Source organism: Pseudomonas sp. CFBP2511, from assembly GCF_030209255.1.
Lineage (GTDB): Bacteria > Pseudomonadota > Gammaproteobacteria > Pseudomonadales > Pseudomonadaceae > Aquipseudomonas > Aquipseudomonas avellanae.
Map to the genome: position 1 here is coordinate 1 of NZ_JARVSI010000026.1, position 26,074 is coordinate 26,074.

24 protein-coding genes and 1 pseudogene are annotated in these 26,074 nt (G+C 58.7%); 5 read left to right on the forward strand and 20 right to left on the reverse strand.

The genetic code is table 11. The annotated features are described in order from the left end of the window. Positions 1–219: 219 nt before the first annotated feature. From QRN38_RS21775 to QRN38_RS21785, 3 genes are all read left to right on the forward strand, one after another. The gene (locus tag QRN38_RS21775; protein ID WP_057418191.1) at positions 220–837 is read left to right on the forward strand and encodes a TetR/AcrR family transcriptional regulator; all 618 of its coding nucleotides are present in this window, start codon (positions 220–222) and stop codon (positions 835–837) included. Between the two features lie 81 nt (positions 838–918). Continuing rightward, positions 919–2,034, forward strand: coding sequence for an efflux RND transporter periplasmic adaptor subunit (locus tag QRN38_RS21780; protein ID WP_005769274.1), 1,116 nt, complete (start codon positions 919–921; stop codon positions 2,032–2,034). Next, positions 2,031–5,141, forward strand: coding sequence for an efflux RND transporter permease subunit (locus QRN38_RS21785; protein WP_057418192.1), 3,111 nt, complete (start codon positions 2,031–2,033; stop codon positions 5,139–5,141). Before QRN38_RS21780 ends, QRN38_RS21785 begins: the two co-directional genes overlap by 4 nt. Here QRN38_RS21785 and QRN38_RS21790 read toward each other — a convergent pair. The 9 genes and pseudogenes from QRN38_RS21790 to QRN38_RS21830 form a co-directional block, all read right to left on the reverse strand. Beyond that, positions 5,138–5,896 (reverse strand): annotated as a pseudogene (locus tag QRN38_RS21790) (NADPH-dependent F420 reductase); the annotation flags it as partial. The gene QRN38_RS21785 and the pseudogene QRN38_RS21790 overlap by 4 nt on opposite strands. Before the next feature lie 27 nt (positions 5,897–5,923). Further along, positions 5,924–6,367: a MarR family winged helix-turn-helix transcriptional regulator gene (locus QRN38_RS21795; RefSeq protein ID WP_057418194.1), complete on the reverse strand. Its 444-nt coding sequence runs from the start codon at positions 6,365–6,367 to the stop codon at positions 5,924–5,926. Between the two features lie 130 nt (positions 6,368–6,497). Continuing rightward, positions 6,498–7,601, reverse strand: coding sequence for a glycine oxidase ThiO (gene thiO / locus QRN38_RS21800; protein ID WP_057418195.1), 1,104 nt, complete (start codon positions 7,599–7,601; stop codon positions 6,498–6,500). A gap of 28 nt (positions 7,602–7,629) precedes the next feature. After that, entirely contained in the window at positions 7,630–8,028 is a 399-nt protein-coding gene (locus QRN38_RS21805) for a type IV pilin protein (protein WP_057418196.1), read from the reverse strand. 11 nt (positions 8,029–8,039) lie between these two features. Next, positions 8,040–11,246 (reverse strand): pilus assembly protein, encoded by a 3,207-nt coding sequence (locus tag QRN38_RS21810; RefSeq protein WP_057418197.1) that lies wholly within the window; start codon positions 11,244–11,246, stop codon positions 8,040–8,042. Beyond that, positions 11,230–11,736, reverse strand: a complete 507-nt coding sequence (locus QRN38_RS21815; protein WP_057418198.1) for a pilus assembly PilX family protein — start codon at positions 11,734–11,736, stop codon at positions 11,230–11,232. The genes QRN38_RS21810 and QRN38_RS21815 overlap by 17 nt, the downstream gene beginning before the upstream one ends. A gap of 11 nt (positions 11,737–11,747) precedes the next feature. Continuing rightward, positions 11,748–12,455: a PilW family protein gene (locus QRN38_RS21820; protein ID WP_057418199.1), complete on the reverse strand. Its 708-nt coding sequence runs from the start codon at positions 12,453–12,455 to the stop codon at positions 11,748–11,750. Next, complete coding sequence (gene pilV, locus QRN38_RS21825; protein ID WP_032710841.1) at positions 12,452–12,967, reverse strand: type IV pilus modification protein PilV; 516 nt, start codon at positions 12,965–12,967, stop codon at positions 12,452–12,454. Before pilV ends, QRN38_RS21820 begins: the two co-directional genes overlap by 4 nt. Beyond that, a complete protein-coding gene (locus QRN38_RS21830; protein ID WP_057418200.1) occupies positions 12,967–13,440 on the reverse strand; it encodes a GspH/FimT family pseudopilin in 474 nt (157 codons plus the stop codon). Before QRN38_RS21830 ends, pilV begins: the two co-directional genes overlap by 1 nt. A 131-nt stretch (positions 13,441–13,571) precedes the next feature. Here QRN38_RS21830 and QRN38_RS21835 point away from each other — a divergent pair, with 131 nt between their 5' ends. Continuing rightward, on the forward strand, positions 13,572–14,072 hold the full coding sequence (locus QRN38_RS21835) for a GspH/FimT family pseudopilin (protein WP_057418201.1): 501 nt from the start codon (positions 13,572–13,574) through the stop codon (positions 14,070–14,072). A gap of 6 nt (positions 14,073–14,078) precedes the next feature. Here the strand turns inward: QRN38_RS21835 and ispH are convergent, their stop codons facing one another. The 6 genes from ispH to murJ form a co-directional block, all read right to left on the reverse strand. Continuing rightward, positions 14,079–15,026: a 4-hydroxy-3-methylbut-2-enyl diphosphate reductase gene (gene ispH / locus QRN38_RS21840; RefSeq protein ID WP_057418202.1), complete on the reverse strand. Its 948-nt coding sequence runs from the start codon at positions 15,024–15,026 to the stop codon at positions 14,079–14,081. Positions 15,027–15,109: 83 nt separating this feature from the next. Then, the gene (locus QRN38_RS21845; protein WP_003381292.1) at positions 15,110–15,586 is read right to left on the reverse strand and encodes an FKBP-type peptidyl-prolyl cis-trans isomerase; all 477 of its coding nucleotides are present in this window, start codon (positions 15,584–15,586) and stop codon (positions 15,110–15,112) included. Then, a complete protein-coding gene (gene lspA, locus QRN38_RS21850; protein ID WP_005769261.1) occupies positions 15,579–16,100 on the reverse strand; it encodes a signal peptidase II in 522 nt (173 codons plus the stop codon). The genes QRN38_RS21845 and lspA overlap by 8 nt, the downstream gene beginning before the upstream one ends. Beyond that, on the reverse strand, positions 16,093–18,924 hold the full coding sequence (gene ileS, locus QRN38_RS21855; protein ID WP_007246770.1) for an isoleucine--tRNA ligase: 2,832 nt from the start codon (positions 18,922–18,924) through the stop codon (positions 16,093–16,095). Before ileS ends, lspA begins: the two co-directional genes overlap by 8 nt. 20 nt (positions 18,925–18,944) lie before the next feature. Beyond that, the gene (gene ribF / locus QRN38_RS21860; protein ID WP_057418203.1) at positions 18,945–19,871 is read right to left on the reverse strand and encodes a bifunctional riboflavin kinase/FAD synthetase; all 927 of its coding nucleotides are present in this window, start codon (positions 19,869–19,871) and stop codon (positions 18,945–18,947) included. Between the two features lie 133 nt (positions 19,872–20,004). Then, positions 20,005–21,543, reverse strand: coding sequence for a murein biosynthesis integral membrane protein MurJ (gene murJ / locus QRN38_RS21865; protein WP_024667595.1), 1,539 nt, complete (start codon positions 21,541–21,543; stop codon positions 20,005–20,007). Positions 21,544–21,793: 250 nt separating this feature from the next. On the opposite strand from murJ, the gene rpsT reads away from it, so the two are divergent. Next, positions 21,794–22,072, forward strand: coding sequence for a 30S ribosomal protein S20 (gene rpsT, locus QRN38_RS21870; RefSeq protein ID WP_003344603.1), 279 nt, complete (start codon positions 21,794–21,796; stop codon positions 22,070–22,072). 204 nt (positions 22,073–22,276) lie between these two features. Here rpsT and QRN38_RS21875 read toward each other — a convergent pair whose 3' ends face one another. From QRN38_RS21875 to rplU, 5 genes are all read right to left on the reverse strand, one after another. Then, positions 22,277–22,747 (reverse strand): CreA family protein, encoded by a 471-nt coding sequence (locus QRN38_RS21875; protein WP_005769257.1) that lies wholly within the window; start codon positions 22,745–22,747, stop codon positions 22,277–22,279. Between the two features lie 25 nt (positions 22,748–22,772). Continuing rightward, positions 22,773–23,891, reverse strand: coding sequence for a glutamate 5-kinase (gene proB / locus QRN38_RS21880; protein ID WP_003381304.1), 1,119 nt, complete (start codon positions 23,889–23,891; stop codon positions 22,773–22,775). A gap of 90 nt (positions 23,892–23,981) precedes the next feature. Then, complete coding sequence (gene cgtA / locus QRN38_RS21885; protein ID WP_005769256.1) at positions 23,982–25,205, reverse strand: Obg family GTPase CgtA; 1,224 nt, start codon at positions 25,203–25,205, stop codon at positions 23,982–23,984. Between the two features lie 216 nt (positions 25,206–25,421). Then, positions 25,422–25,697, reverse strand: coding sequence for a 50S ribosomal protein L27 (gene rpmA / locus QRN38_RS21890; RefSeq protein ID WP_002551972.1), 276 nt, complete (start codon positions 25,695–25,697; stop codon positions 25,422–25,424). Positions 25,698–25,729: 32 nt separating this feature from the next. Beyond that, positions 25,730–26,041: a 50S ribosomal protein L21 gene (rplU, locus tag QRN38_RS21895; RefSeq protein WP_003381306.1), complete on the reverse strand. Its 312-nt coding sequence runs from the start codon at positions 26,039–26,041 to the stop codon at positions 25,730–25,732. Positions 26,042–26,074 lie beyond the last annotated feature (33 nt).

Consider the following 26,074-nt stretch of genomic DNA (forward strand, 5'->3'; position numbering starts at 1 on the left):
AGATTTGTGACGCAGAGCGTCACCCAAGGCATTCCTAGGCTGGAGCGTGAGGAACGATAGGTGTCTGGGCTGGAGCGTGGAACGATAATCTCGACTATCGTGCGGCGCTCTGTGTCCGGTCCTGTTGGGTGCAGCGGGCGTTGAGGCGAGAATATTCGTGACCCTATTCCGTAGAAGTCACTTATTGTCCACTCACCTCAATGTCAGTAAGCTGCGCCCATGAACAAAACCATCAGCAATCCCGCAGCAGGCCGTGGTCCGGTGGACCATGAGATTCGTGATCAGATCGTGATTGCGGCCACAGAACATTTCAGTCAATACGGTTACGGCAAGACCACTGTGTCCGATCTGGCCAGGGCTATCGGGTTTTCCAAGGCGTACATCTACAAGTTCTTCGAGTCCAAGCAGGCCATCGGCGAGATGATCTGCGCCAACTGTCTGAGTGAAATCGAAGCAGAGGTCAGAGCAGCAGTCAACGAAACCGACCGCCCGCCCGAAAAGCTGCGACGCATGTTCAAATCAGTCGTCGAAGCCAGCATTCGCCTGTTCTCGCATGACCGCAAGCTGTACGAGATTGCTACGTCGGCAGCGACCGAGCGCTGGCAGGCGACGTTGATTTACGAGGACAACCTCAAGGCCATGCTTCAGAACATTCTGCAGGAAGGTCGGCAAACCGGCGACTTCGAGCGTAAGACGCCCCTTGATGAAACCGTCATGGCGATCTATCTGGTAATGCGTCCCTACATCAACCCGCTGCTCCTGCAACACGCCTTCGATCACACCGACGAAGGCCCGAGTCAGCTATCCAGCCTGGTGCTGCGCAGCCTGTCGCCGTGACAAAACAATGATTGTGACCATTGACTAATTTGGTCACTGGAATCAAAGTGCAGATATCGATCACTGCACGTTGAGATTCCCATGCTCCGGCACCGCTTTGCTTTGCTTGTTCTTGCCAGTGTTCTGCCGGTGGCCCTGACCGCCTGCAGCGAAAAAACGCAACCGGACCCACGCACAGACGCGCCGTTGGTGCGCGTGGCGATCCTCCAGGAAGCCAGCGTAGCGCCCCGCTCGTTCACCGGCACCGTGGCGGCGCGGGTGCAAAGCGACCTCGGTTTCCGGGTGTCCGGCAAGGTGCTGGAGCGCTTTGTCGATACCGGGCAGGCCGTCAAGCGCGGCCAACCGCTGATGCGTATCGACCCTGCCGACCTGAAGCTTGCTGCGCACGCACAGCGCGAAGCAGTGACGGCGGCCAAAGCGCAGGCAAAGCAGGCAGCGGACGAAGAGACGCGCTATAGAAGCCTGCGCAGCAGCGGCGCAATTTCAGCCTCCAGCTACGACCAGATCAAAGCGACGGCGGACTCGGCCAAAGCTCAACTCAGTTCGGCCCAAGCGCAGGCTGAAGTGGCCCTCAACGCGACCCGATACGCAGACCTTGTAGCGGATGCCGACGGTATCGTCATGGAAACCCTCGTTGAACCCGGTCAGGTCGTCAGCGCAGGGCAAGCAGTGGTGCGCGTGGCGCACGCCGGGCCGCGTGAAGCCGTCATCCAGCTTCCGGAAAACCTGCGCCCTCTCATAGGTTCTGCCGCCCAGGCCACGCTGTTCGGCAACAAAGACCTGAGCACCACGACCCGGCTGCGACAGCTGTCGGACGTCGCGGACCGCCAGACCCGCACCTTCGAGGCACGTTATGTGCTGGAAGGCGAGATGGCAAATGCACCGCTCGGCACCACCATTACTGTGAAGATCCCCAGTGCCGATGTCGCCGGGCAGAGCACGCTGCAGGTGCCCATCGGTGCGTTATACGACGCTGGCAAAGGACCGGGTGTCTGGGTCATTCAAGGGGAGCCGGCTCAGGTCAACTGGGCACCGGTAGTGGTTCAGCACCTTGATGACGAGCACGCCCGCATCAGTACGCAACTCAAGCCTGGCGCGCGGATAGTCGCACTCGGCGCGCACCTTCTGCATGAAGCCCAGCAGGTCAGGGTGATCGCTCCAGCGAACGTCGCTGTGGCGGAGGGTGCGCGCCCATGAGCGAAGGTCGTTTCAACCTGTCAGCGCTGGCCGTGCGCGAGCGCTCGATCACCCTGTTCCTGATTTGCCTGATTTCGCTGGCCGGGGTCATTGCCTTTTTCAAACTGGGCCGCGCCGAAGACCCGGCCTTCACGGTCAAGGTAATGACCGTGGTGTCGGTCTGGCCGGGCGCAACCGCCCAGGAGATGCAGGATCAGGTGGCGGAGAAGATCGAAAAGCGCCTTCAGGAACTGCGCTGGTACGACCGCACCGAAACCTACACGCGGCCTGGCATGGCATTCACAACCCTGACCCTGCTCGACAGCACGCCGCCGTCGCAAGTGCCGGATGAGTTTTATCAGGCACGCAAGAAAATCGGTGACGAGGCCATGACGCTTCCGGCCGGGGTGATCGGGCCGATGGTCAACGACGAGTATTCGGACGTTACTTTCGCGCTGTTCGCGCTCAAGGCCAAAGGCGAGCCGCAGCGCGTGCTGGCACGTGACGCCGAATCGCTGCGCCAGCGCCTGCTGCATGTGCCGGGTGTGAAGAAGGTCAACATCGTGGGCGAGCAGCCCGAGCGCATCTACGTCGAGTTCTCCCACGAGCGACTGGCAACGCTGGGTATCAGCCCGCAAGAGGTATTTGCCGCGCTGAATAATCAGAATGCGCTTACCCCGGCAGGCTCGGTCGAAACCCGTGGGCCGCAGGTGTTCATTCGGCTCGACGGCGCTTTCGATGAGCTGCAGAAGATCCGCGATACGCCGGTTGTGGCTCAGGGCCGCACGCTGAAGCTGGCGGACATTGCCACGGTCAAACGCGGTTACGAAGACCCGGCAACGTTCATGATTCGCAACGGCGGCGAGCCGGCACTGTTGCTGGGGATCGTCATGCGCGATGGCTGGAACGGGCTGGACCTTGGAAAGGCGCTGGATCATGAGGTGGGCGCGATCAACGCCGAGCTGCCCTTGGGCATGAGCCTGAACAAGGTCACGGACCAGGCCGTCAACATCAGTTCGGCGGTCGATGAGTTCATGATCAAGTTTTTCGTCGCATTGCTGGTGGTCATGCTGGTCTGCTTTATCAGCATGGGCTGGCGTGTGGGCGTTGTGGTGGCTGCCGCCGTACCGCTGACCCTGGCGGTGGTCTTCGTGATCATGGCCATGAGCGGCAAGAATTTCGACCGCATTACATTGGGTTCACTGATTCTGGCGCTCGGGCTGCTGGTCGACGACGCGATCATCGCCATCGAAATGATGGTGGTGAAGATGGAAGAAGGTTACGACCGCATCGCGGCCTCTGCGTACGCCTGGAGCCACACCGCCGCGCCCATGTTATCCGGCACCCTGGTCACCGCTGTCGGCTTCATGCCCAACGGTTTTGCGCGCTCCACGGCAGGCGAATACACCAGCAACATGTTCTGGATCGTCGGTATCGCGCTGATTGCCTCGTGGGTGGTAGCGGTGTTTTTCACACCGTATCTGGGCGTGAAACTGTTGCCTGAGGTGAAGCAGGTCGAAGGCGGCCATGCCGCACTTTACGACACGCCACGCTACAACCGTTTCCGCCGGGTGCTGGCGCACGTCATTGCAGGCAAGTGGCTGGTCGCAGGTTCGGTCATCGGGTTGTTCGTCCTGGCCGTGCTGGGCATGGGGCTGGTCAAGAAACAGTTCTTTCCGGTGTCAGACCGCCCCGAAGTGCTGGTCGAACTGCAGATGCCTTACGGCACCTCGATTGCTCAAACCAGCGCGGCCGCGGCCAAAGTGGAAAGCTGGCTGGCCGAGCAGGCAGAAGCCGGGATCGTCACCGCCTACATTGGCCAGGGCGCGCCACGTTTCTACATGGCGATGGGGCCGGAATTACCTGACCCGTCATTTGCCAAGATCGTGGTGCGCACCGACAGCCAGGAACAGCGCGAGACACTGAAACACCGCTTGCGTCAGGCTATTTCCGAAGGGCTGGCTGGCGAGGCGCAAGTGCGCGTCACGCAACTGGTCTTCGGCCCGTATTCACCCTACCCGGTCGCCTACCGCGTTACCGGCCATGACCCGGACACACTGCGCAGCATTGCGGCGCAGGTGCAACAGGTGCTGAGCGCCAGCCCGATGATGCGCACCGTCAATACTGACTGGGGCACGCGCACCCCAACGCTGCATTTCACCTTGCAACAGGACCGGATGCAGGCCATCGGGCTGAGTTCCAGCCAGGTCGCGCAACAATTGCAGTTCCTGCTGACCGGCCTGCCGGTTACGGCGGTGCGCGAGGACATTCGCACCGTGCAGGTGGTTGCCCGCTCGGCTGGCGACACCCGACTGGATCCGGCAAAAATCATGGACTTCACCCTCACAGGCGTCGATGGGCAACGTGTTCCGCTGTCGCAGATCGGTGCAGTCGATGTGCGCATGGAAGAGTCGGTCATGCGCCGGCGCGACCGCACGCCAACCATCACCGTACGGGGCGACATCGCCGACGGCCTGCAACCGCCAGATGTATCGACGGCCATTACCCGGCAGTTGCAGCCCATCATCGACACGCTGCCCAGTGGCTACCGGATCGATCAGGCAGGTTCAATCGAGGAATCCGGCAAGGCAATGGCGGCGATGTTGCCACTGTTCCCGATCATGCTGGCGGTCACGCTGATCATCCTGATTCTGCAGGTGCGTTCGATATCGGCCATGGTCATGGTGTTTCTGACCAGCCCGCTGGGGCTGATCGGTGTGGTGCCTACGCTGATCCTCTTTCAGCAGCCCTTCGGCATCAATGCACTGGTCGGGCTGATCGCACTGTCCGGCATTCTGATGCGCAACACGCTGATCCTGATCGGCCAGATCCACCACAATGAACAGGCGGGGCTCGACCCGTTTCAAGCCGTGGTCGAAGCCACTGTACAACGTGCGCGCCCGGTGATACTGACAGCGCTGGCCGCCATTCTGGCGTTTATCCCCCTCACCCATTCGGTGTTCTGGGGCACGCTGGCCTACACGCTGATCGGCGGCACATTCGCCGGTACGGTGCTGACCCTGGTGTTTCTGCCGGCAATGTACTCGATCTGGTTCAGGATCAGGCCCGATGGCAACGAGCGGCCGCAAGGCGGTCATTCCTTGTCCACAGGTAAAGGGGTGAGCTAGTGCAAGACCGTTCCGGTGACTGCACGATTCAAGGCAACGGTCTGAGTGTGGCTCAGGGGCTCGGGTGCAGACATAAGCGCTTTCAGCACCGTTTCACGATGCTGCGCGGCTTGAGTTTTATCAGCAGCGGCCAATGCGCGCTCCAGCTCACCAACCAGCAATTCGGTGCAATAAGCCGGAGTGCCCGGCTGCTGACGCCATGAGTCGGATAAACTGCCCGAGTCCACGGCATCAAAGCCCGTTGCATCGACCAGCTTCATCGCTACTGCCTTGGCTTCGTCATTATCGCCAGCAACCGGAAGGGCCAGTCGCAAAAGCGAACCGATTGGCAAGCCCTTGCTGGCAAGCGTCTCGGCCAGCAAAGCATTCCAGGCTTTAACCACCGGGCGGCCGATCTGTTTACTGACCCACACGCTTTCGGGCTGGCCATCGTCAATACCCTCTATCACGCCGTCGCGGATGGGGTAGTAATTGGACGTGTCGATAACCACAACATGCGCAGGCACCTGGCTGAACAGGTTAGCCAGGTCCGGATAGTTTGCGAACGGGATCGATGTAATCACCACATCAACGCCGTTGACCGCCTCTTCCTTACTGACCGCATTGGCCCCCACATCGCGGGCAAGATCGCCAATGGAATCGGGGCCTCTGGAGTTGGCCAATTTGATTTCATGACCACTGGCGGCCAGTTTACGGGCCAGGCTCGCGCCAATCGGGCCTGTGCCGATAATTCCGATCTTCATGTGTTCGTCCTCTTTCGGGGGATAAGTACCGCGCGCCGTTCAGTCAGTTGCAGGACGCGCAAAGTCGTTCAGCGTGTCGCGAAGTGTCTCCAGCCCATCATCGGTAAGCTGACAAGCGCTCTTTATTTGCTCGGTGACGCTCCACGTAGCCTCACGTAACGCCTCTCCGGCCTCGGTCAACGCGATCAATACCCGGCGCTCATCACTCCGATCTCGAGTACGCGTGACCATGCCCGAGACTTCCAGGCGTTTGAGCAGTGGCGTGATGGTGCCGGTGTCCATCGCAAGTCTGGCGCCCAGTTCGCCCACGCTTCTGGGGGCGGCGCTGAACAGCTCAAGCATGACGAGGTATTGCGGAAATGTGAGACCCAACGGCTCCAGCAGAGGCTTGTGCAGACGGATCATTCGATTGGCGGCGCCATAGAGTGCGAAGGACAGTTGAGTCCCGACTTCTCGGCGCGCTTTTGATTTATTGGCACTCATTGCGTTTTCTAGCTCGCTACTATCTAGTGCGCTAGACAATAGCAGCAATAACCGGTTCAGGCAAAACAGGCGGACTTGAATGACAGCATCAGACTCAGGCGAATGTGCTTTGCCGCGTGAGCTCAGTCAGTCAAAAATGCAGACGGCCTAACGGTGAGTAAGGTGCAGGATCGATGATCGGTTTGCGGCCCAGCAGCAAGTCGGTGAGTAGCTGACACGAGGCAGGCGCTAGCACCAGGCCGTTGCGGTAGTGGCCGCAGTTGAGCCAAAGCCCATCGAAGCCAGCCAGTGGCCCGATGAAGGGAATCCCTTCGGGCGAGCCGGGACGCAGACCCGCCCATTGGGCGATGGGTTCGGCGTTGGCCAGTTCGGGAAGCAATTCGATGGCCGACGCCTTGAGACTTTCCAGCGCGGCCTGCGTGGTGGTCTTGTCGAACCCTTCATGCTCCAGCGTGCTGCCGATCAGAATGTGGCCATCGCGACGCGGGATTGCGTAGCGCCCTTTGGCCAGGACCATGCTGGAGAGGAAGTCAGATGCGCATTTGTAGAGGATCATCTGCCCTTTCACCGGCTCGACCGGCAGGTCCAGGCCGAGGGTTTTGAGCAAGTCACCGCTCCAGGCTCCCGCAGCCAGAATCACCCGATCACCGGTCACATCGCCTGACGGCGTGCTCACGCCTGAAACCCTGCTGCCTTCGCGCACAAAGCCGCTGACGTCGCACTGCTCGCGAATGTCCACGTTGGGCATCGCCAGCAGCGCGGCTTTGAGCGACTTGACCAGCCGAGGGTTGCGCACATTCGCCACGTCGGCCATGTAGATCGCCCGCGAGTACCCTTCCCCCAGCGCCGGCACGGCATCGTTCACTGCCGAGATATCGACACTGCTCAATGGCCGGTTCTCACGCGCAGCCCAGTCGAGCGCGCCCTGTTCGTCGTCGAGGTCGAGCCAGTACAGGCCAGTCTTGTGCACTTCGGGGTCGATGCCGGTTTGCGCAAGCAGACGCTCGGCGAGGTGCGGGTAGAAATCCTGCGACCAGTGCGCCAGCGCGGTGACTGCCGGGCTGTAGCGCCACGGATAAAGCGGCGAAACAATCCCGCCGCCTGCCCAGGAGGACTCTTGCCCGACACCCGAACGATCCAGCAATACGACGTTGACCTGCTCGGAGGCGAGATTGAAGGCGGTCAGCAGACCTATGACACCGCCGCCGACAATGACTACTTTTTGCTTGGGCATCTTGGTCTCGGGACAAGGGAAAACGGTTTCAGCGGCCCCAGCAGTCTTTGGTGGTGACGCCAGTGGTGGCGCCTGAGTTGCTGCGCGCACCGGTATTGGTGATGACGAAACTGCCGCATTTGTCGCCGGCCATCAATGTATTGGGGATAGGTGTTGCGGTCAGTGTGAAGTCGGTGGCGGTGGGGGCCGACGCTATTGTGTAATAAGAGTTACCCCCGCTTACCCCTATTCCAACATAGGTTGCTGTTCGCGAAAACCCACGCTCAAGTGCCTGGGTCTGCTCGGAAAGCAAACTGGCGATTGCCGAGCGCTGAGTACGCCTCACGTACTCGGTATAACTGGGATACGCGATGGCGGCCAGAATACCGACAATCGCCACGACGATCATGAGTTCGATCAACGTAAAGCCCCTGGATGTCGCTCGCATGATTCGTTTCCCTATTGGATTTGTCGCCACATGATGCGCTGGTTATTCCCGGCCTCAGGCAGTCCCGACGGAGCGGCACCGCTGGAATCTTGCCAGACCTTGGTCTCATTACCGCCACCACCGGTGTTATTAAAAACAGCGGCTACTACGGGTATACCTGAACCGACAGCAAACCCTGCCACACCCAGATCAAAACTGTTGACAAGGTTATCGCCGTTTGTATCAAGCACCTGATAATTAAGCATGCTTCCGGTAGCAGCATTCAGCTCAAACACCCGCCCGGTCCCCGTGCTTTCGCAGGGATCGGCTGAGTTCACGGAAGCAGTGGAAAATATTATCCGGTCTCGGCTGGTGAGCGCAGGGTAGATAATCCGCTCCCCCACATAAGGCGCAACCGTGGCGAGCGGCATGAACCACCCCTTCTTGACTGACCAATCTACATCGTTGGAAGTTGACGTGAAGTAGGTAGTCCCGTTACTGACAATACTGCCATTGACCGCCTGCGCCTGCAGGTTTGCTTCGACAATACTTCCTGTTGCGCTGTCGGCATCCCAGATGGCGTAGAAGTCCTGCAGGCTTGTAGTTTGTTTGTCTGCAACCTCAAGAAACTTGCCAGTGCCAAAATAAACGATCTTGCCGTTGAGTGGATGATCGAGCAAAAACGGCTGAACCGTTATCGGCTGATTGGCACCGCGCGGTGCGGTAAACAGTGGCGCACCCGAAAATGCCACTTTCCAGCTTGCAGCACTGGCCCCACTCATGTCGAACTTCCACAGCCGCCCTTTCAGATCCCCTGCGTATGCAGCCTGAACCACATTCTGAGAGTTGACCCGCAGCTTGACTGATGACAAACCGTTATCGGTTTCGTTGTTCAGGACAGGCGTCTGAATCTCGGCAATCAATGCTCCGGTATTGGCATTGAGCACAAAGAGCGAAGCTCTGCCGGTGAAGCTGCCATAACCGTTGCCAACCACCACGATCCCGGTACCATTCGCCATTCGAGCGACATCGGGTTCTGAATATGCGTACCCCAGATTATTAAATTTATTGGTGGTATCCGAGGTGTCAGGCGCTTTAACTTCCCACAGTGCACCGATGGTGTTACTGACGCCCTCAAACAACTTGATCGCGAAAAACGCTTTGCCACCCGCTCCAGTACCGCCATAAGCAACGGTTCGCCATGCGGAACCAGCGGAAAGCTGCGTGTCGAAAACGGCTATTTGACCATCCACCGTAAACTTGTGAACGCCAGATCCATAAGTCGTCGATGCGATGGTCGCCAGCGAGGTCAGAGCAGTCGATGGCATATAGGCATACCGTCTGGAGCCATCCGCTGGATTAATTACGTTGAAAAATCCGTCGTTGGCATTGGCCAGAATACTGGAATTCATGCTGCCAGCCTTGGTAGCCAGATAGGTGATGTAACTGGTATCGCCTAACAAGCTGGTAGCTGTCTTTTGCGCAGGTATCGCCACGCCAAGTGATGAATTGACAATATCGCCCAATAGCCGGGTGCGTGTACGCAACTTTGAATTGGCAGTGCCCTTGGCCCAGGAAATCAGCTCTGTCCCGCTGACATTGGTCGGCAAGGTGGCATTCAAGGCAGCTTGCTGGGCAGCGCTGAAGTTTGCGTAATCCAAAGTTATTTTCACCGGGGTGGCGACCGTGCTCCATGACTCGAATACCGGCGCAGTTGATCCGCTGACAATGGCCGTGTCGGTGGTCCAGACAGGCGCACTCAACGCCTTCGTTGTAGGGTCCACATTAAAAGCCCTGATGGTGCCGTGCCAGTCAGTCGGATCGTAAAGCGCTTGATAGAACTGAGTGCCCACCTGGAGCGTTGAAGAATTGCCTGTCCCGGCAGCGCCCGATCCCATCCTGGCATAGATGTCACTCAGCGCCAGATTCAACGCCGAGCTAAGCCCTGAGCTGTCATTGGCTTGAAAGTACTTGCCATGACCATGATCATTGTCAGCCGCATCAATCAGCATCTGGTTTGAAAGAGTAAAACCCACGGTGTAAGTGCTGACGTTCTGCTTGGCGAAACCTGCCGTATCCCAGCTCTTGCCGGTCAGATCACCCCCGGCATTCACGGCATCACGGCGCAGATCAATGTCGTAGGCAAACTTGGCCAGATCATCCAGATACAGTGTATCCCCCTCCCCGTCGCCAGCCAGATTGTCACCGTCGTTGACGGCGTTCAAATCCCAATTGGGCAGTGACCGGGTGGTATCCAGAATGTCGTCAGGGTCGTTGATCGGGAAGGTTCGGTCGTAGGTTGGCAAGCCGTCAGTGATCACGACGCCATAGTTTTTCTGGCAGCGATACTGGATAGGGCTGACATACGTCGAGCCACTTTGATAGAACGGCGTCATGCCTCGAAAGTATCGGGTAATCTCGTAATAGGTTTCAGCCAAAGGCGTGTTGGCCGAGGGCGTCAGGTTGGCAATCGCCTGTTTCAGGGCATTGACGTTGGCCGTTGCCTGGGCCTGAGTGACACCTGTCGGCTGATAGGTCGTTGCAGTGACTGGCGACAGATCCGTAATGACCCGGGCAACCTTTCCCCCGGGACCGGGATCGCCGCTAATGGGTTCATTGTAGGAAGCGAGCCCAATCCTGAGGGTCAGGTTGTTTGAAACCAGATTGGTCGCTACTGTTTTCGCGACATTCATTCGATAATCATTGGGAATTACGTTATTGGTGTAGTTGCGAACCCCCAGCAGATTGGGGCTGACCAGATCGATCAGATAGGACAAATAGTCAGCGGTATAACGCGTCAGCCCATTCCCGGCAGGATCAGGCAGGTTCAGGCAATACTGAAGTCCGTTGCGAAATACTGCGCGACCGCCGAACGGACACATCAACGAAAAGTTGAATATGCTGTTCGCATTGATATCGCCCAGCGACAGGGTCTGATCCTCCGAGATTGTACTCATGAACGGACAAACCACAGTGATAAGACCGCTCAGGCACTGCGTCGAGTAGTAGCCGATATCCGGACGATTGACCGAGGCGTCAAACCCTGAAGCCCAGATAATGTTGTACATGCTGCCCGAGTTATCCACGAGCAGCATCAGGTTGGGGGGCACCGCAGGTGCGCTGAGCAGCGGCACCTGCACTGGCGTAAATGCGTAGACCGGGGTTGTCAGATACAACGCCAGCAAAATCCCGTAAATATGCCTGGAGAAGTGGCGGAGCGACTTAGCAACCCGTGACATAGATACTCTCCAGAACAGTGCGTGATGGCCCTTGAATGGCGACAGCCGTCACCCGGTATACCGTCTTTTTGAGCAGATCAGGGTTTATGCATTTAACAAGAGGGCCGAACGGGGCACCCAGGTTCTGAATGCCGTAAAACGCGCCATTTCCACCAATCCATTTCACACCGGAAGCACCTACGCCAGCAGCTGTAATCACAGTGGACTCCGCAGGCGGCGCGCAGCTGAAAGAAGTGTTACAAGCCGCAAGCGAAAAATTGGCGACCAGTATCGAGGACTCTCCCAAGCGCAACTGCGCTTCAGCAGACTGGAACGATTGATTGCGAATCGTTACGCTACCCGCCATTTTTTCCTGCAGGGTAGCGTTCTGCATCGAAGAAATCCCCAACAGCGTGAGAAGTAAAAGGAATACAAGACTGACCAGCAACACCATGCCACGCTGCTTTACGGGAAAAGGCCTTATCGTTTGATATCGCACGGTCTTGTTCATGCTCGGCCCGTTCAAAAGCGGTTACGCAGGTAGGCAACAACGTTGTACTGCTGATTCTTGACCACGCCGTTCTGCCCATCCTGCAGCGTCAGACTTATGCGAACGCTGCGTACGTTAACAGCGTTGGCGTTGGTGACGGCCGTGGTATAGGACATCGGGTTGCCTGCCATTCCAAAGGAAACTGAAAAGTCCAAGACATTCTGCAACAGCGGTTGTACAGCGCCCCCCGTCCCGTACTGGATGTTCAGGTTCGTTCCTGTGAGCGTGTAGAGCAGTTGCCGCAGCGGAAAAGCCGTCTGCCCTGCGAGCGGAGCCTGGGCACCCGCATAAAGCTGAGTATCGGTCCTGCAATCCGAAACGATGGTCCACGTCGGTTGACTGCCTGAAGCACCCACATCGTTGGTGATCAAGGTCAGCGTCTTGCCTGCGTTGTCCCAGAGGATGGGATTATCGAGCGTTACAGGCCAATTGATTGCTGGGGGGGTAGGCGCATAGTCTTTGAAACTCAGGCATCCATACATACCCGTCATCCTGATTTCCTGAATCAGTTTGCTCAAGATGAACCGGGCATCTTCCTGCATCCGGGCAGCTGCGTTCTGGCTCTGATAAGTGGCTCTGGAAGCGCTGAATATCTGGATGATGCCCAGGCTGACCACCAGCCCCAGCACCAGCGCCACCATGATTTCGACCAGCCCGAAGCCTCTGGAAAGCTTTCTCATGGGTTGACCCCGATGCGGGACGTCAGGGTGAAGCTCTGGGTCGTCGGGCTAACGGTCGTGCTGCCCGTGGCCTGATTGCTTGCACCCGCAGCTCGCGTGTCGCTCCAGCCAATAGTGATGGTCACTATCGGAGCAGTGTTGACAACAATGCTGCCTGTGCCGCTCGCGCCTGCAAAATTAACGATATTGGTTTTGAAATCGTACAGATCCTGCGCCCGCGCATCATTCGGGTTGGCAGCCGGGGCATCAGCCAGGTTCGCCAGTGCATAAGTCGCCAGCACGTTGGTCGAACCATTGGCGCTGGCGTTGCCATCAACATTGGCGCGAATGCGGTCCATCATGTCGTAGGCGATGAAGCTGGCCTGGCTGGTCATGGCGGAACTGTCGGTGTACTTGAGGGCGTTAAGCTGGATGGCGGCAGCGCCCAGCAGGCCGATCGCCAGGATCAGAACCGAGACCAGCACCTCGATCAGGGTCATGCCGGCTTGGCGATGTCGAGCGTGACAGGGCATCAGCAGCCCCCATTGAGGACGATTCTACCGGTCAGGCAAATATTCATGGTTCTGACAATCGTGCCTCGGGTATAGGTCATCACTACCGCCGCGGCCGGGTTGATAAGCCCGCCCAGGTTGTTGAAATCAATTGCCGCCACACTATTGGTTGCCACCAGCGTACCGCCGCTGCTCATGGCCGCGACTTTACGAAGGGCTGTGGGCGTCGCCTTGGTGTCGGAAGCCGGATACACCTGCAATTCGCCCGTCCACGCCGTGCCGCTGGTCGGCGCAATGCGCACCGTTACTCCCCTGTTTATCGCCTCAAGTCGCGCATAGTTGAGCGCGCGCTGCAAATCACTGAGTTCGGTGTCGGCCTTGTTGCTTTGAATGGAGCTGGTAAAGCTCGGGACAGCGATAGCCGCAAGGATGCCCACCAGGGACACAGTGACTAACAATTCGATGAGGCTGAATCCCTTGGCTATATGACGCATTGAGTGTCTCCTAGACGTTACGACTATAAGGCAGCAATGCCGCTGGAAAATCCATAGCGGGACGTACGGTTGTTTTGCGACGACGAACGCCCGCAAGGTTCTGTAACGGCGGTTTCCAGGGAGGAACGCACATGAAGCATGCAGGGTTCACACTGATCGAATTATTGATCGTCGTTGCACTGGTGGCCATTCTGGCCAACGTGGCAACACCTTCCTTCAAGCAACTGATCGACTCCAATCGGGGGCTCGTCGCCGCTCAGGAGCTGGCCAGCGGTATCCGTTCTGCAAGAGTCGCCGCTATTACACGCAATCAGATTGTGACGATTCACGCCATTGAAGAGGACTGGAGCAACGGCTGGCGGATCATACTCGACCTGGACGGCAAAGGCCCCGACGAAAAAGATACGCTGCTGGTAGAGCGCGCCAGTGGCGGCACGCCTCGGGTGGTCGGCAACAGTAAAGTGACGGAGCGACTGAGCTTCAATGGTCTGGGCAACCTGCGAAACAGAACCAACGGCACGTTCCACGTCTGTCTCGAAGGCCAGCCCGTCAGCCACTATCGCGTGATAGTGGCGCCGACTGGACGGGTCAGGATCGAGGACACCAAGCGTGACGTTGCGTTGTGCGGGTAAGCAGCCTTAGAGCAGCGACTTGACCCGCAGCTCTTTGGGCATGGAGAACGTGATGTTCTCTTCGCGACCAGCCAACTCATCCGCGCCGGTTGCGCCCCAGGCCTGCAATTGCTGGATCACGCCGCGCACCAGCACTTCCGGGGCCGACGCGCCAGCGGTGATGCCGATGCGCTCGACGCCGTCGAACCAGCCCTGCTGCATATCCTCGGCACCATCAATCAGGTAAGCCGGGGTGGCCATGCGCTCGGCCAGCTCGCGCAGGCGGTTGGAGTTGGAGCTGTTCGGGCTGCCCACCACCAACACCACGTCGCACTCGTCGGCCAATTGCTTGACCGCGTCCTGGCGGTTTTGCGTGGCGTAGCAGATGTCGTCCTTGCGTGGCCCGCCGATGGCCGGGAAGCGCCTGCGCAACGCGTCGATCACCCGACTGGTGTCGTCCATCGACAAGGTGGTCTGGGTCACGAACGCCAGCGACTCGGGGTTGCGCACCTCAAGGCTGGCAACGTCCGCTTCATCTTCGACCAGATAGATCGCCCCGCCATTGACGGCATCGTACTGGCCCATGGTGCCTTCGACTTCCGGGTGACCGGCGTGGCCGATCAGGATGCACTCGCGACCATCGCGGCTGTAGCGGGCGACTTCGATGTGCACCTTGGTCACCAGCGGACAGGTGGCATCGAAGACTTTCAGGCCACGACCGGCAGCTTCGGTGCGCACGGCCTGGGAAACACCGTGGGCACTGAAGATGACGATGACGTCGTCCGGAACCTGTTCAAGCTCTTCAACAAAGATCGCGCCACGAGAGCGCAGGTCTTCGACGACAAATTTGTTGTGAACAACTTCATGGCGCACATAAATCGGCGGACCAAACACTTCCAGAGCACGATTGACGATTTCGATCGCGCGGTCCACTCCGGCACAAAAGCCGCGGGGGTTGGCGAGTTTGATTTGCATGCTGTGCCTCATGGTTGCGTGCAGAATTGCGTACAGAGTTACGTGCGTAGCAGCCCGGCCGAAACCGGGCTTGATGGCGCCGGTCAGGAAGCCAGGATTGCCTTCACTTCGAAGATCTCCACTTCAAAGCTCAGTGTCTTGCCTGCCAGCGGGTGATTGAAGTCGATGGTGACCTGCTCGTCATCGAATGCTTTCACCACGCCGGGCAACTCGGTGTTGGCCGCGTCATTGAAGATCACCAGCAACCCTTCGGACAGTTCCATGCCCACGAACTGCGAGCGTGGCATGATCTGTACGTTTTGTGGGTTGGGCTGACCAAAGGCGTTTTCCGGCAGAATCTCTACCGTCTTTCGATCGCCGGCTTTGAAGCCGAAAATCGCCATTTCAAAACCGGGCAACAGGTTACCGTCGCCGACCTTGAACGTGGCCGGGGCCTTTTCAAAGGTGCTGTCGACGGTGTCACCGTTTTCCAGGCGCAGGGCGAAGTGCAAGGTGACCTGCGTGTTCTGACCGATACGCAACTCGTCAGACGAGCCCTGAGTCGACGACTGTTCAGTCATTGACGGTTTCTCCGGTTTTCTTGCTCTTGAACATGTCCAGCGCCAGCATGATTGCACCGACGGTGATTGCACTGTCCGCGACGTTGAACGCCGGGAAATACCAGCGGTTTTGCCAATGCACCAGAATGAAGTCGATCACATGACCTAACACCACGCGGTCATACAGGTTGCCCAGCGCGCCGCCCAGTACCAGCGCCAGCGCAATGGCCAGCCAGGTATCATCGCGACCCAGACGCTTGAGCCAGACCACCAGCACCGCACTGACCACGACCGCGATCAGGGCAAACAGCCAGCGCTGCCAACCGGCACCGTCCGCCAGAAAACTGAAGGCGGCGCCTGTGTTGTAGGCCAGTGTCCAGCTGAAGTAGTCCGGGATCACAATGATCTGCTGATAAAGGCTCAGCGCGTTCTCGAAGTAGTACTTGCTGACCTGATCTACAGCCACAATCAGTACGGTCAACCACAGCCAGGCCAGGCGGCCGAGCGAGGTATTAGACAAAGTGGCGTCAGGCATAATGACGCACCTCGCCCGCACCGCTGATGTTGTCTACGCAACGACCGCAGATTTCCGGGTGCTCAGGGTTCACCCCCACATCCTCGCGGTGATGCCAGCAACGGGCACACTTGGCGTGGCCGGACTTGACCACTTTCAGCTTGAGGCCCGCAACCTCGGTGACCACGGCATCCGCCGGAGCCGACACGAACGGTGCAACGCTGGCGGTGGAGGTGATCAGCACGAAACGCAGCTCGTTGCTCAGTTTCGACAGGTCAGCAACCAGCGAGTCTTCAGCGTACAAGGTCACTTCGGCCTGCAGGTTGCCGCCGATTGCCTTGGCAGCGCGCAGGTTTTCCATTTCCTTGTTGACCGAGGTCTTAACCGCCATGATCCGCTCCCAGTAGGCGCGGTCCATTTCAAAGTCGGCAGGCAGTTCGGTCAGGCCTTCGTACCAGGTGTTGAGCATTACCGACTCGTTGCGCTCGCCCGGCAGGAACTGCCACAGCTCGTCGGCGGTAAACGCCAGGATCGGCGCGATCCAGCGCACCAGCGCTTCGGAGATGTGGAACAGCGCCGTCTGGCAGGAGCGACGCGCAGTGCTGTCGGCAGCCGTGGTGTATTGACGATCCTTGATGATGTCCAGATAGAAACCACCCAGCTCCTGCACGCAGAAGTTGTGGATCTTCGAGTACACGTTCCAGAAACGGTATTCGCCGTAATGCTCTTGCAGCTCGCGTTGCAGCAGCAGCGTGCGATCCACGGCCCAACGGTCCAGCGCGAGCATTTCTTCGGCGGGCAGGATGTCGGTCGCCGGGTTGAAGCCCGACAGGTTGGAGAGCAGGAAGCGTGCAGTGTTGCGGATACGACGATAGGCATCGGCGCTGCGCTGCAGGATCTGATCGGACACCGCCATTTCGCCCGAATAGTCAGTCGCCGATACCCACAGGCGCATGATGTCCGCACCCAGTGAGTCGTTGACCTTTTGTGGCGCAACCACGTTGTTCAGCGACTTGGACATCTTGCGGCCGTTCTCGTCGACCACAAACCCGTGGGTCAGCAGTTCGCGGTACGGCGCGTGATCGTCCAGCATGCAACCGGTCAGCAGCGACGAATGGAACCAGCCGCGGTGCTGGTCAGAACCTTCCAGGTACAGATCGGCACGCGGGCCGGTTTCGTGGCCCATCGGGTGTGAGCCGCGCAGTACGTGCCAGTGCGTGGTGCCCGAGTCGAACCAGACGTCCAGTGTGTCGGAGATCTTGTCGTACTTGGCGGCCTCGTCACCCAACAATTCGCTGGCGTCCAGCTTGAACCAGGCTTCAATGCCCTCTTTCTCGACGCGCAGGGCCACTTCTTCCATCAGTTCGACGGTACGCGGGTGCAGGTCGCCGCTCTCCTTGTGCAGGAAGAACGGAATCGGCACGCCCCAGTTGCGTTGACGCGAGATGCACCAGTCAGGACGATTGGCGATCATCGAATGCAGGCGCGCCTGGCCCCAGGCCGGTACGAACTCGGTGTCTTCGATGGCCTTGACCGCGCGCTTGCGCAGGGTTTCGCCGCTTTCAGGCTGCTTGTCCATGCCGACGAACCACTGCGCGGTGGCGCGGTAGATCAAAGGCGACTTGTGGCGCCAGCAGTGCATGTAGCTGTGGCTGATGGTTTCGGTGTCCATCAGGCTGCCGACTTCGACCAGCTTGTCGATGATGTTCTGGTTGGCCTTGAAGATGAACTGGCCACCGAAGAACTCCAGCGATTCGACATACACGCCGTTGCTCTGCACCGGGCTGATGATGTCGTCGTTGCTCAGGCCGTATTGTTTGCAGATTGTGAAGTCGTCCACGCCATAGGCAGGCGAGCAGTGAACAATACCGGTGCCGGCACTCAGCTCGACGTATTCGGCCAGGTAGATCGGCGACAGACGATCGTAGAACGGATGGCGGAAATTGATCAGTTCCAGCGCCTGACCGGTGGTGGTCGCAACGACCGTGCCTTCCAGCTTGTAACGGGCCAGACAGCTTTCAACCAGCTCGGACGCCAGCACCAGCAGTTTGTCGCCTACATCGACCAGCGAGTATTCGAACTCGGGATGGACGTTCAGCGCCTGGTTGGCCGGAATGGTCCACGGCGTGGTGGTCCAGATGACGATGGACGCAGGCTTGCCCAGTGACGGCAGACCGAAGGCTGCGGCCAGCTTCGCCTCGTCGGCAATCGGGAACGCCACATCGATGGTCGAGGACTTCTTGTCCTGGTATTCGACTTCAGCTTCAGCCAATGCCGAACCGCAATCGAAGCACCAGTTGACCGGCTTCAGACCCTTGAAGACGAAACCGCCCTTGACCATTTCGGCCAGCGCACGGATTTCTCCGGCTTCGTTGGCGAAGTTCATGGTCAGGTACGGATTGCTCCAGTCGCCCAGCACACCCAGACGGATGAACTCGGACTTCTGGCCTTCGATCTGCTCGGCCGCATAGGCGCGGCACAGCTCACGCGTGCGGTCTGCGGAGAGGTTCTTGCCGTGGGTCACTTCGACCTTGTGTTCGATCGGCAGACCATGACAGTCCCAACCCGGCACATAAGGGGCATCAAAGCCCGCCAGGGTCTTGGAACGCAGGATCATGTCCTTGAGAATCTTGTTGACCGCATGACCGATGTGAATAGTGCCGTTGGCGTACGGAGGACCGTCGTGCAGGACGAACTTGGGACGATCCTTGCCAATCTCGCGCAGCTTCTGGTACAGGCCAATGCTGTCCCAGCGCTGCAGAGTTTGCGGCTCGCGCTGGGGCAGGCCGGCCTTCATAGGGAAGGCGGTGTCCGGAAGGTTTAGCGTGGCTTTATAATCAGTCATTTCAGGCTCTTGTTTAGCGGTTAGCCATGCCAATGGGCACGGGCGGCGGCGACGTCCGCATTGATCGCCGTCTTGAGCGCCTCCAGTGAGGCGAAACGCTGCTCATCACGCAGCTTGTGGTGGAAAGCCACCGTTAAACGCCGACCGTAAAGATCGCCGGCAAAATCCAGAAGATGCACTTCGAGGTGCGCGCTGCCATCACCCGCCACCGTCGGACGCACACCGATGTTGGCGACGCCTGGCCAAGGCTTGCCGTCGATGTCCATGCTGACCAGGTAAACCCCGCTCAACGGTACACGACGACGCTTGAGTTGCACGTTGGCGGTGGGCGTACCCAACTGACGCGCCAGCTTCTGGCCATGCAATACCCGTCCGGTTATCTGGAACGGGCGACCGAGCATGCGCTCGGCAAGGGCAAAGTCCGCCGCAGCCAGGGCTTTACGCACCTTGGTGCTGCTGACGCGCAGGCCATCGATTTCAACGGTCTGCGCCGCTTCTACGGTAAAACCATACGTCGTGCCGGCCTGCTGCAGAAAATCAAAATCACCGACCCGGTCGTAGCCAAAACGAAAATCGTCGCCTACTTCAAGGTGCTGCACGCCCAGACCGTCGATCAGCACGGTCTCGACAAAGCTTGCCGCGCTGAGTTTGCTCAGGCGCTGGTTGAAGGACAGACACAATACTCGGTCCACGCCCTCGGCACCCAGCAGTTCAAGCTTGTCGCGCAAACGCGCCAGACGTGCCGGAGCCGTTTGCGGCGCGAAGAACTCACGCGGCTGCGGCTCGAAGATCACCACGCAGCTGGGCACACCCAATTCGACGGCACGCTCACGCAAACGCGCCAGGATCGCCTGGTGGCCGCGGTGAACACCGTCGAAATTGCCAATCGTGGCGACGCAGCCCCGATGCTCGGGGCGCAGGTTGTGAAGGCCTCTAACCAGCTGCATAACGCACTTCTTGCTCATAAAGTGGCCGATTATAACCACACACGGCCGTGGACGACAGGCAACACACCAAGAGCGGATGAAGGTTCTCGGCCCGCAACGAAAAAAAAACGACGATCAACCCGCAGGAAGCGGCCTACATAATGGCCTTGCGGGCGAAATCCCTCAGGCGAAAGCCCAGCATCAGAAGCATGGCGAAATACGTCACCACCCCCGCCGCGACCAGCGCACCCAGACGCAGAAAACGCTCCAGCATATGACCTTCGTCCCAGGCCGGCATGACATGCATGAGCCCCAGCAGCACAGCAGACATGACCGCGACAGCAACGATCAGCTTGAACAGAAATTTCGTCCAGCCCGGTTGCGGCTGAAACAGATCCTGTCTGCGCAATTGCCAGAACAGCAGCCCCGCATTGATGCACGCCCCCACGCTGATGGCCAGCGCCAGACCGGCATGCTGCAAAGGCACGATAAACGCCAGGTTGAGCAACTGAGTCACTATGAGGGTGAAAATCGCGATTTTCACCGGGGTGCGGATATTTTGTTGGGCATAAAAGCCTGGGGCCAGCACTTTGATCAGGATGATACCCAGCAAACCGACCGAATAGGCGACCAGCGCACGCTGGGTCATGGCCGCGTCCAGCGCATTGAACTGGCCGTATTGAAACAGCGAAACGGTCAACGGCTCAGCGAGCAGGCCCAGCGCCAGTGTGCAGGGCAGCACCAGCACAAAACACAGACGCAGGCCCCAGTCGAGAATCCGCGAGTATTCCTGACGGTCGCGCTGCGCGTAGGTCTTTGACAGGATCGGCAGCAGAATCGTCCCCAGCGCGACGCCCAGTACACCGGACGGCAGCTCCATCAGTCGGTCAGCGTAGTACATCCACGACACGGAACCGGCGACGAGGAACGAGGCGAATATCGTGTTGATGATCAGAGAAATCTGACTGACGGAGACGCCCAGAATCGCGGGCAGCATCTGCTTCATGACCCGCCAGACGCCGGTATCGCGCAAGTTCAGACGCGGCAGCACCAGCATGCCGATTTTTTTCAGGTGCGGCAGTTGATAAAGCAATTGCAGCAAGCCACCGACCAGCACCGCCCAGCCCAGCGCCATGACCGGCGGGTCAAAGTACGGGGTGAGAAACAGCGCGAAGAAAATCATGCTGACGTTGAGCAGGGTCGGCACGAACGCAGGCACCGAGAAACGATTCCAGGTGTTGAGGATCGCGCCGGCCATCGAGGACAGGGAAATCAGCAATATATAAGGAAAGGTCACCCGCAGCAGGTCCGAGGTCAGGGCGAATTTTTCCGGCGTGTCGGCAAAGCCTGGTGCCGTCGCCCAGATCACCCAGGGCGCAAAGATCACCCCCAGCAGCGTCACCACTGCCAGCGCCAGGGTCAACAGCCCGGTGACATAGGCGACAAACGTGCGGGTCGCCTCCTCGCCCTGCTGGCTCTTGTATTCGGCCAGAATCGGCACGAAGGCTTGCGAAAAAGCCCCTTCCGCGAAGATGCGACGCAGCAGATTGGGCAGTTTGAAGGCGATGAAGAACGCATCCGTGGCCATTCCGGCGCCGAAAGTGCGGGCAATGATGGTGTCGCGCACGAAGCCCAAAACCCGGGAAACCATGGTGATAGAGCTTACGGCGGCGAGTGATTTGAGTAGATTCATTGAAAGAGTTGTGCGCCTTGGCAAAGGATGGGCGATAAAGCCAGCCATTTATGCGATACTTCGCGCCGCAAAAACGCCCGAAGCAAAGGCCGCGAGTTTACAGGTCACAGGCCGGAAATAAATCATCCGGTCAAATGTAGCAACCACTCAGCGGAACACCTTAACTGCCCTTGACAAGACTTCAACTCATCGGCATGATTCGCGGCCTATTTTGTTTGCTATTTCACAAAGTCTTTCGAGGAGCTCGACGGTGGCCAACACACCTTCCGCCAAAAAACGTGCAAAACAGGCTGAGAAGCGTCGCAGCCACAACGCCAGCCTGCGTTCCATGGTTCGTACCTACATCAAGAATGTAGTTAAAGCCATCGACGCAAAAGACGCAGAAAAAGCGCAAGCCGCTTATGTTCTGGCAGTGCCTGTTATCGACCGTATGGCCGATAAAGGCATCATCCACAAGAACAAGGCTGCTCGCCATAAAGGTCGTCTGAACGGTCACATCAAGGCTCTGAGCCTTGCTGCTGCAGCCTAAGCGATCCGCTTGTTAAAAAACCGACCTCAGGGTCGGTTTTTTATTGCCTGCGGGAAAGTAGCGTGGCGCGACGAAAACGTGTGACGCAGAGCGTCACGACAGGCATTCCCACGCTGGAGTGCAGGTAACGATAATTTTAACTATCGTGCGACGCTCCGCGTCGGCATGCCGTTCTGGACGCTCTGCGTCCGGCCGCGAGACACATCAAGGTGCGGGCGCGGTTACCCATGGCAGGATCGGGATCGCGGTGACGGCGTTTTGCGGGCTGCCTTCGATGACACGGTCGCTGTAGACCAGGTACACCAGCGCATTGCGCTTCTTGTCGAAGAAACGCACCACCTGCATGGTCTTGAAGACCAGCGATGTGCGCTCCTTGAATACCTCGTCGCCATCCTTGAGGGTTTCCTTGAAGCGGATAGGCCCTACCTGACGGCAGGCGATGGACGCCTCGGCGCGGTCTTCAGCCAGCCCCAGGCCACCCCTCACGCCGCCAGTCTTGGCACGCGACAGGTAGCAGGTCACGCCGTCCACCTTGGGGTCATCAAACGCCTCGACCACAATGCGGTCGTTAGGCCCCACCATTTTGAACACGGTCGACACCTGACCAATCTCTTCTGCCGAGACCAGGGCCGGCACAAAAAGCAAAGCAGCCAGAAATCCGTTGATAGCGCGCATTGAATCTTCCTTTTAACGACCGTAATCAGACAAGAATCAGATTATCCCGATGAATCAGCTCCGGCTCGGCCATATAGCCCAGCTCGCGCACGATGGCCTCGGATGAGTGACCAATGATCTTCTGCGCCTCGATGGCACTGTAGTTACTCAACCCGCGAGCGATCTCCCGACCGTCAGGCGCGACACACACCACCATCTCGCCGCGACGGAAGCTGCCCTGCACCAGCTTGACGCCAACCGGCAGCAGGCTTTTGTGATCGCTGGCCAGCGCGGAAACCGCGCCGTCGTCCAGCACCAGCGTACCGCGGGTCTGCAAGTGGCCAGCCAGCCATTGCTTGCGCGCCGCGAGCATTTCGCGCTCGGGCGACAGCAATGTTCCCAGCCGCTCGCCCCCCTTGAGCCGCGCCAGCACGCGCTCGATGCGCCCGCCGACGATCACGGTATGCGCACCGGAACGCGCAGCCAGGCGCGCAGCACGCAATTTGGTCTGCATGCCGCCACGCCCCAGCGCACCGCCCGTACCGCCCGCTACCGCATCCAGCGCCGGATCATCGGCACGCGCTTCGTAAATCAGCTGCGCATCAGGGTTGTTGCGCGGATCAGCGTCGAACATGCCATCACGATCAGTCAGGATGACCAGCAGATCGGCCTCGACCAGGTTGGCAACCAGCGCCGCCAGTGTGTCGTTGTCGCCAAAACGGATCTCGTCGGTGACCACTGTGTCGTTTTCGTTGATGACCGGCACCACCCCAAGCTCGACCAGCGTACGCAGGGTGCTACGGGCATTCAGGTAGCGTTTGCGGTCCGACAGGTCGTCGTGGGTCAGCAGGATCTGCGCGGTATGCCGGCCATGCTCGGCAAAACTCGACTCCCACGCCTGCACCAGCCCCATCTGACCGATTGCAGCGGCAGCCTGAAGCTCGTGCATTGCACTGGGTCGCGCCGTCCAGCCAAGGCGACTCATACCGGCAGCAACAGCCCCGGAAGAAACCAGCACCAGCTCGACGCCCGCTTCATGCAGCGCCACCATCTGCTCTACCCACACACCCATGGCGTTGCGATCCAGGCCCTTGCCATCCGCGGTCAGCAAGGCACTGCCAATCTTCACAACCCAGCGCTGGGCGCCCGTCACTTTGCTGCGCATCTTCTTCCAACCTTAGCCAGAGAGTTTTCAAATTCAAGATACAAAAACGCCGCTAACAATCGTAGCGGCGTTCAAGTTTACTTCAAGCGATCAGTCGCGGACGTAAATGATTTCCGGACCGTCTTCATCATCCACATCTTCTTCGTCCCAGTCATCTTCACCGATGTCATGCACGCTCTTCACGCCACTGCGACGCAGGGCACGCTGATCGTCCAGGGCCTGCAACTGCGCGCGCGCTTCGTCTTCGATGCGCTGATCGAGCTCGGCCAGCTCTTCGGCGTAACCAGGCTCTTCGGCGATGCGCAGGCTGCGCTCTTCGAGGTAACGCATGATGTCGCGAGTCAGCTGCTCGGTGCCTTCTTTGGCAATGGCAGAGATCACGTAGACAGGGCCGGTCCATCCCAGGCGATCAACGATCTCCTGCTTGCGGGCTTCCTGCTCCTCTTCAAGGATCTGGTCGCACTTGTTCAGCACCAGCCAGCGATCACGCTCTGCCAGCGACGGGCTGAATTTTTCCAGCTCGCTGACGATCACTTCTGCAGCATCCGGGGCACTGGTTTCATCCAGAGGCGCCATATCGACCAGGTGCAGCAGCAGACGGGTACGCGCCAGGTGCTTGAGGAAGCGAATCCCCAGACCGGCACCGTCGGATGCACCTTCGATCAAGCCCGGAATGTCGGCGACGACAAAGCTCTTCCAGCGATCGACACTGACCACGCCCAGGTTTGGCACCAGCGTGGTGAACGGATAATCGGCAACTTTCGGCTTGGCAGCCGATACCGAACGAATGAACGTGCTCTTGCCGGCATTCGGCAAGCCCAGCAGGCCAACGTCGGCCAGCACTTTCAGCTCAAGCTTGAGATCACGCTGATCACCTGGCTTGCCCGGGCTGGTCTGACGTGGCGCACGGTTGGTACTGGATTTGAATCGGGTGTTACCCAGACCGTGCCAGCCGCCCTGGGCAACCATCAGGCGCTGACCGTCTTTGGTCAGGTCACCGATGATTTCCTGGGTGGTGGCGTCAATGATGGTGGTGCCCACCGGCACACGCAGCACCAACTCTTCACCTTTACGACCGGTGCAATCGGCGCTGCCGCCATTGGCGCCGCGCTCGGCATCGAAGTGTCGGGTGTAGCGGTAGTCGACCAACGTGTTCAGGTTGACGTCGGCGATCATAAAGACCGAACCGCCATCGCCACCGTCGCCGCCGTTTGGACCACCGTTTTCAATGAATTTTTCGCGACGGAAGCTCATGCAACCGTTGCCGCCGTCACCGGCTTTTACTCGAATGGAAACTTCATCTACAAATTTCATAACGCACGCCTCCCGCCACAGGGACGAGCAGAACCACATAAATTACATAAGACTCTTGCAAAAATGAGCGTTGCGATACCGATCAGAAACCAGCGACCCCAAGGGTCAACATCACAACAGCCCGCACAAACAGTTTTGCAAGAGACTCACCTGCCTCTCTACCTCTACAAACAAAAAAGCCCCGTCGCAAGACAGGGCTTTTAAGCAACTGCGTGATTACGCTGCGGAGACTTCAGTCTTCGGAACGATGCTCACGTAGCGACGACCGAAGGCGCCCTTGACTTGAAACTTGATCACGCCTTCCACTTTCGCGAACAGGGTGTGATCTTTACCCATGCCAACGCCGTAGCCAGCGTGGAATTGGGTGCCGCGCTGACGCACGATGATGTTGCCAGGGATGATAGCCTGGCCGCCATACATCTTCACGCCAAGGCGTTTGGCTTCTGAGTCGCGCCCGTTACGGGTACTACCACCAGCTTTTTTGTGAGCCATGAGTCAATTCTCCAGTTGAGGATTAGGCTGAATTAAGCCTGAATACCTGTAATTTTGATCTCGGTGTACCACTGGCGGTGGCCCATGCGCTTCATGTGGTGCTTACGACGACGGAACTTGATGATACGAACCTTGTCGTGGCGACCTTGCGAGATCACTTCAGCTACAACGGTAGCGCCAGCAACAACTGGAGCACCGATGTTGACGTCGTCGCCATTGCCAACCAGCAGAACGCGGTCGAAAGTGACGGATTCGCCAGTAGCGATTTCCAGTTTTTCAATTTTCAGGTATTCACCTGGGGCGACTTTGTACTGCTTGCCACCGGTAACAATTACTGCGTACATGGTATTTCTCCGAAAATCCTGCTCACCCAGCTC

Excerpts from the sequence above, each read along its gene's own strand:
- QRN38_RS21815 (WP_057418198.1), bottom strand. The coding sequence starts at position 11,736 with ATGAACAAGACCGTGCGATATCAAACGATAAGGCCTTTTCCCGTAAAG.
- QRN38_RS21810 (WP_057418197.1), bottom strand. The coding sequence starts at position 11,246 with ATGTCACGGGTTGCTAAGTCGCTCCGCCACTTCTCCAGGCATATTTAC.
- pilV (WP_032710841.1), bottom strand. The coding sequence starts at position 12,967 with ATGCCCTGTCACGCTCGACATCGCCAAGCCGGCATGACCCTGATCGAG.
- ispH (WP_057418202.1), bottom strand. The coding sequence starts at position 15,026 with ATGCAAATCAAACTCGCCAACCCCCGCGGCTTTTGTGCCGGAGTGGAC.
- QRN38_RS21795 (WP_057418194.1), bottom strand. The coding sequence starts at position 6,367 with ATGAGTGCCAATAAATCAAAAGCGCGCCGAGAAGTCGGGACTCAACTG.
- QRN38_RS21775 (WP_057418191.1), top strand. The coding sequence starts at position 220 with ATGAACAAAACCATCAGCAATCCCGCAGCAGGCCGTGGTCCGGTGGAC.
- rpmA (WP_002551972.1), bottom strand. The coding sequence starts at position 25,697 with ATGGCTCACAAAAAAGCTGGTGGTAGTACCCGTAACGGGCGCGACTCA.
- QRN38_RS21845 (WP_003381292.1), bottom strand. The coding sequence starts at position 15,586 with ATGACTGAACAGTCGTCGACTCAGGGCTCGTCTGACGAGTTGCGTATC.
- QRN38_RS21820 (WP_057418199.1), bottom strand. The coding sequence starts at position 12,455 with ATGAGAAAGCTTTCCAGAGGCTTCGGGCTGGTCGAAATCATGGTGGCG.
- QRN38_RS21785 (WP_057418192.1), top strand. The coding sequence starts at position 2,031 with ATGAGCGAAGGTCGTTTCAACCTGTCAGCGCTGGCCGTGCGCGAGCGC.
- QRN38_RS21875 (WP_005769257.1), bottom strand. The coding sequence starts at position 22,747 with ATGCGCGCTATCAACGGATTTCTGGCTGCTTTGCTTTTTGTGCCGGCC.
- QRN38_RS21830 (WP_057418200.1), bottom strand. The coding sequence starts at position 13,440 with ATGCGTCATATAGCCAAGGGATTCAGCCTCATCGAATTGTTAGTCACT.
- rplU (WP_003381306.1), bottom strand. The coding sequence starts at position 26,041 with ATGTACGCAGTAATTGTTACCGGTGGCAAGCAGTACAAAGTCGCCCCA.
- ribF (WP_057418203.1), bottom strand. The coding sequence starts at position 19,871 with ATGCAGCTGGTTAGAGGCCTTCACAACCTGCGCCCCGAGCATCGGGGC.
- QRN38_RS21835 (WP_057418201.1), top strand. The coding sequence starts at position 13,572 with ATGAAGCATGCAGGGTTCACACTGATCGAATTATTGATCGTCGTTGCA.
- ileS (WP_007246770.1), bottom strand. The coding sequence starts at position 18,924 with ATGACTGATTATAAAGCCACGCTAAACCTTCCGGACACCGCCTTCCCT.
- cgtA (WP_005769256.1), bottom strand. The coding sequence starts at position 25,205 with ATGAAATTTGTAGATGAAGTTTCCATTCGAGTAAAAGCCGGTGACGGC.
- QRN38_RS21780 (WP_005769274.1), top strand. The coding sequence starts at position 919 with ATGCTCCGGCACCGCTTTGCTTTGCTTGTTCTTGCCAGTGTTCTGCCG.
- QRN38_RS21805 (WP_057418196.1), bottom strand. The coding sequence starts at position 8,028 with ATGCGAGCGACATCCAGGGGCTTTACGTTGATCGAACTCATGATCGTC.
- proB (WP_003381304.1), bottom strand. The coding sequence starts at position 23,891 with ATGCGCAGCAAAGTGACGGGCGCCCAGCGCTGGGTTGTGAAGATTGGC.
- murJ (WP_024667595.1), bottom strand. The coding sequence starts at position 21,543 with ATGAATCTACTCAAATCACTCGCCGCCGTAAGCTCTATCACCATGGTT.
- thiO (WP_057418195.1), bottom strand. The coding sequence starts at position 7,601 with ATGCCCAAGCAAAAAGTAGTCATTGTCGGCGGCGGTGTCATAGGTCTG.
- lspA (WP_005769261.1), bottom strand. The coding sequence starts at position 16,100 with ATGCCTGACGCCACTTTGTCTAATACCTCGCTCGGCCGCCTGGCCTGG.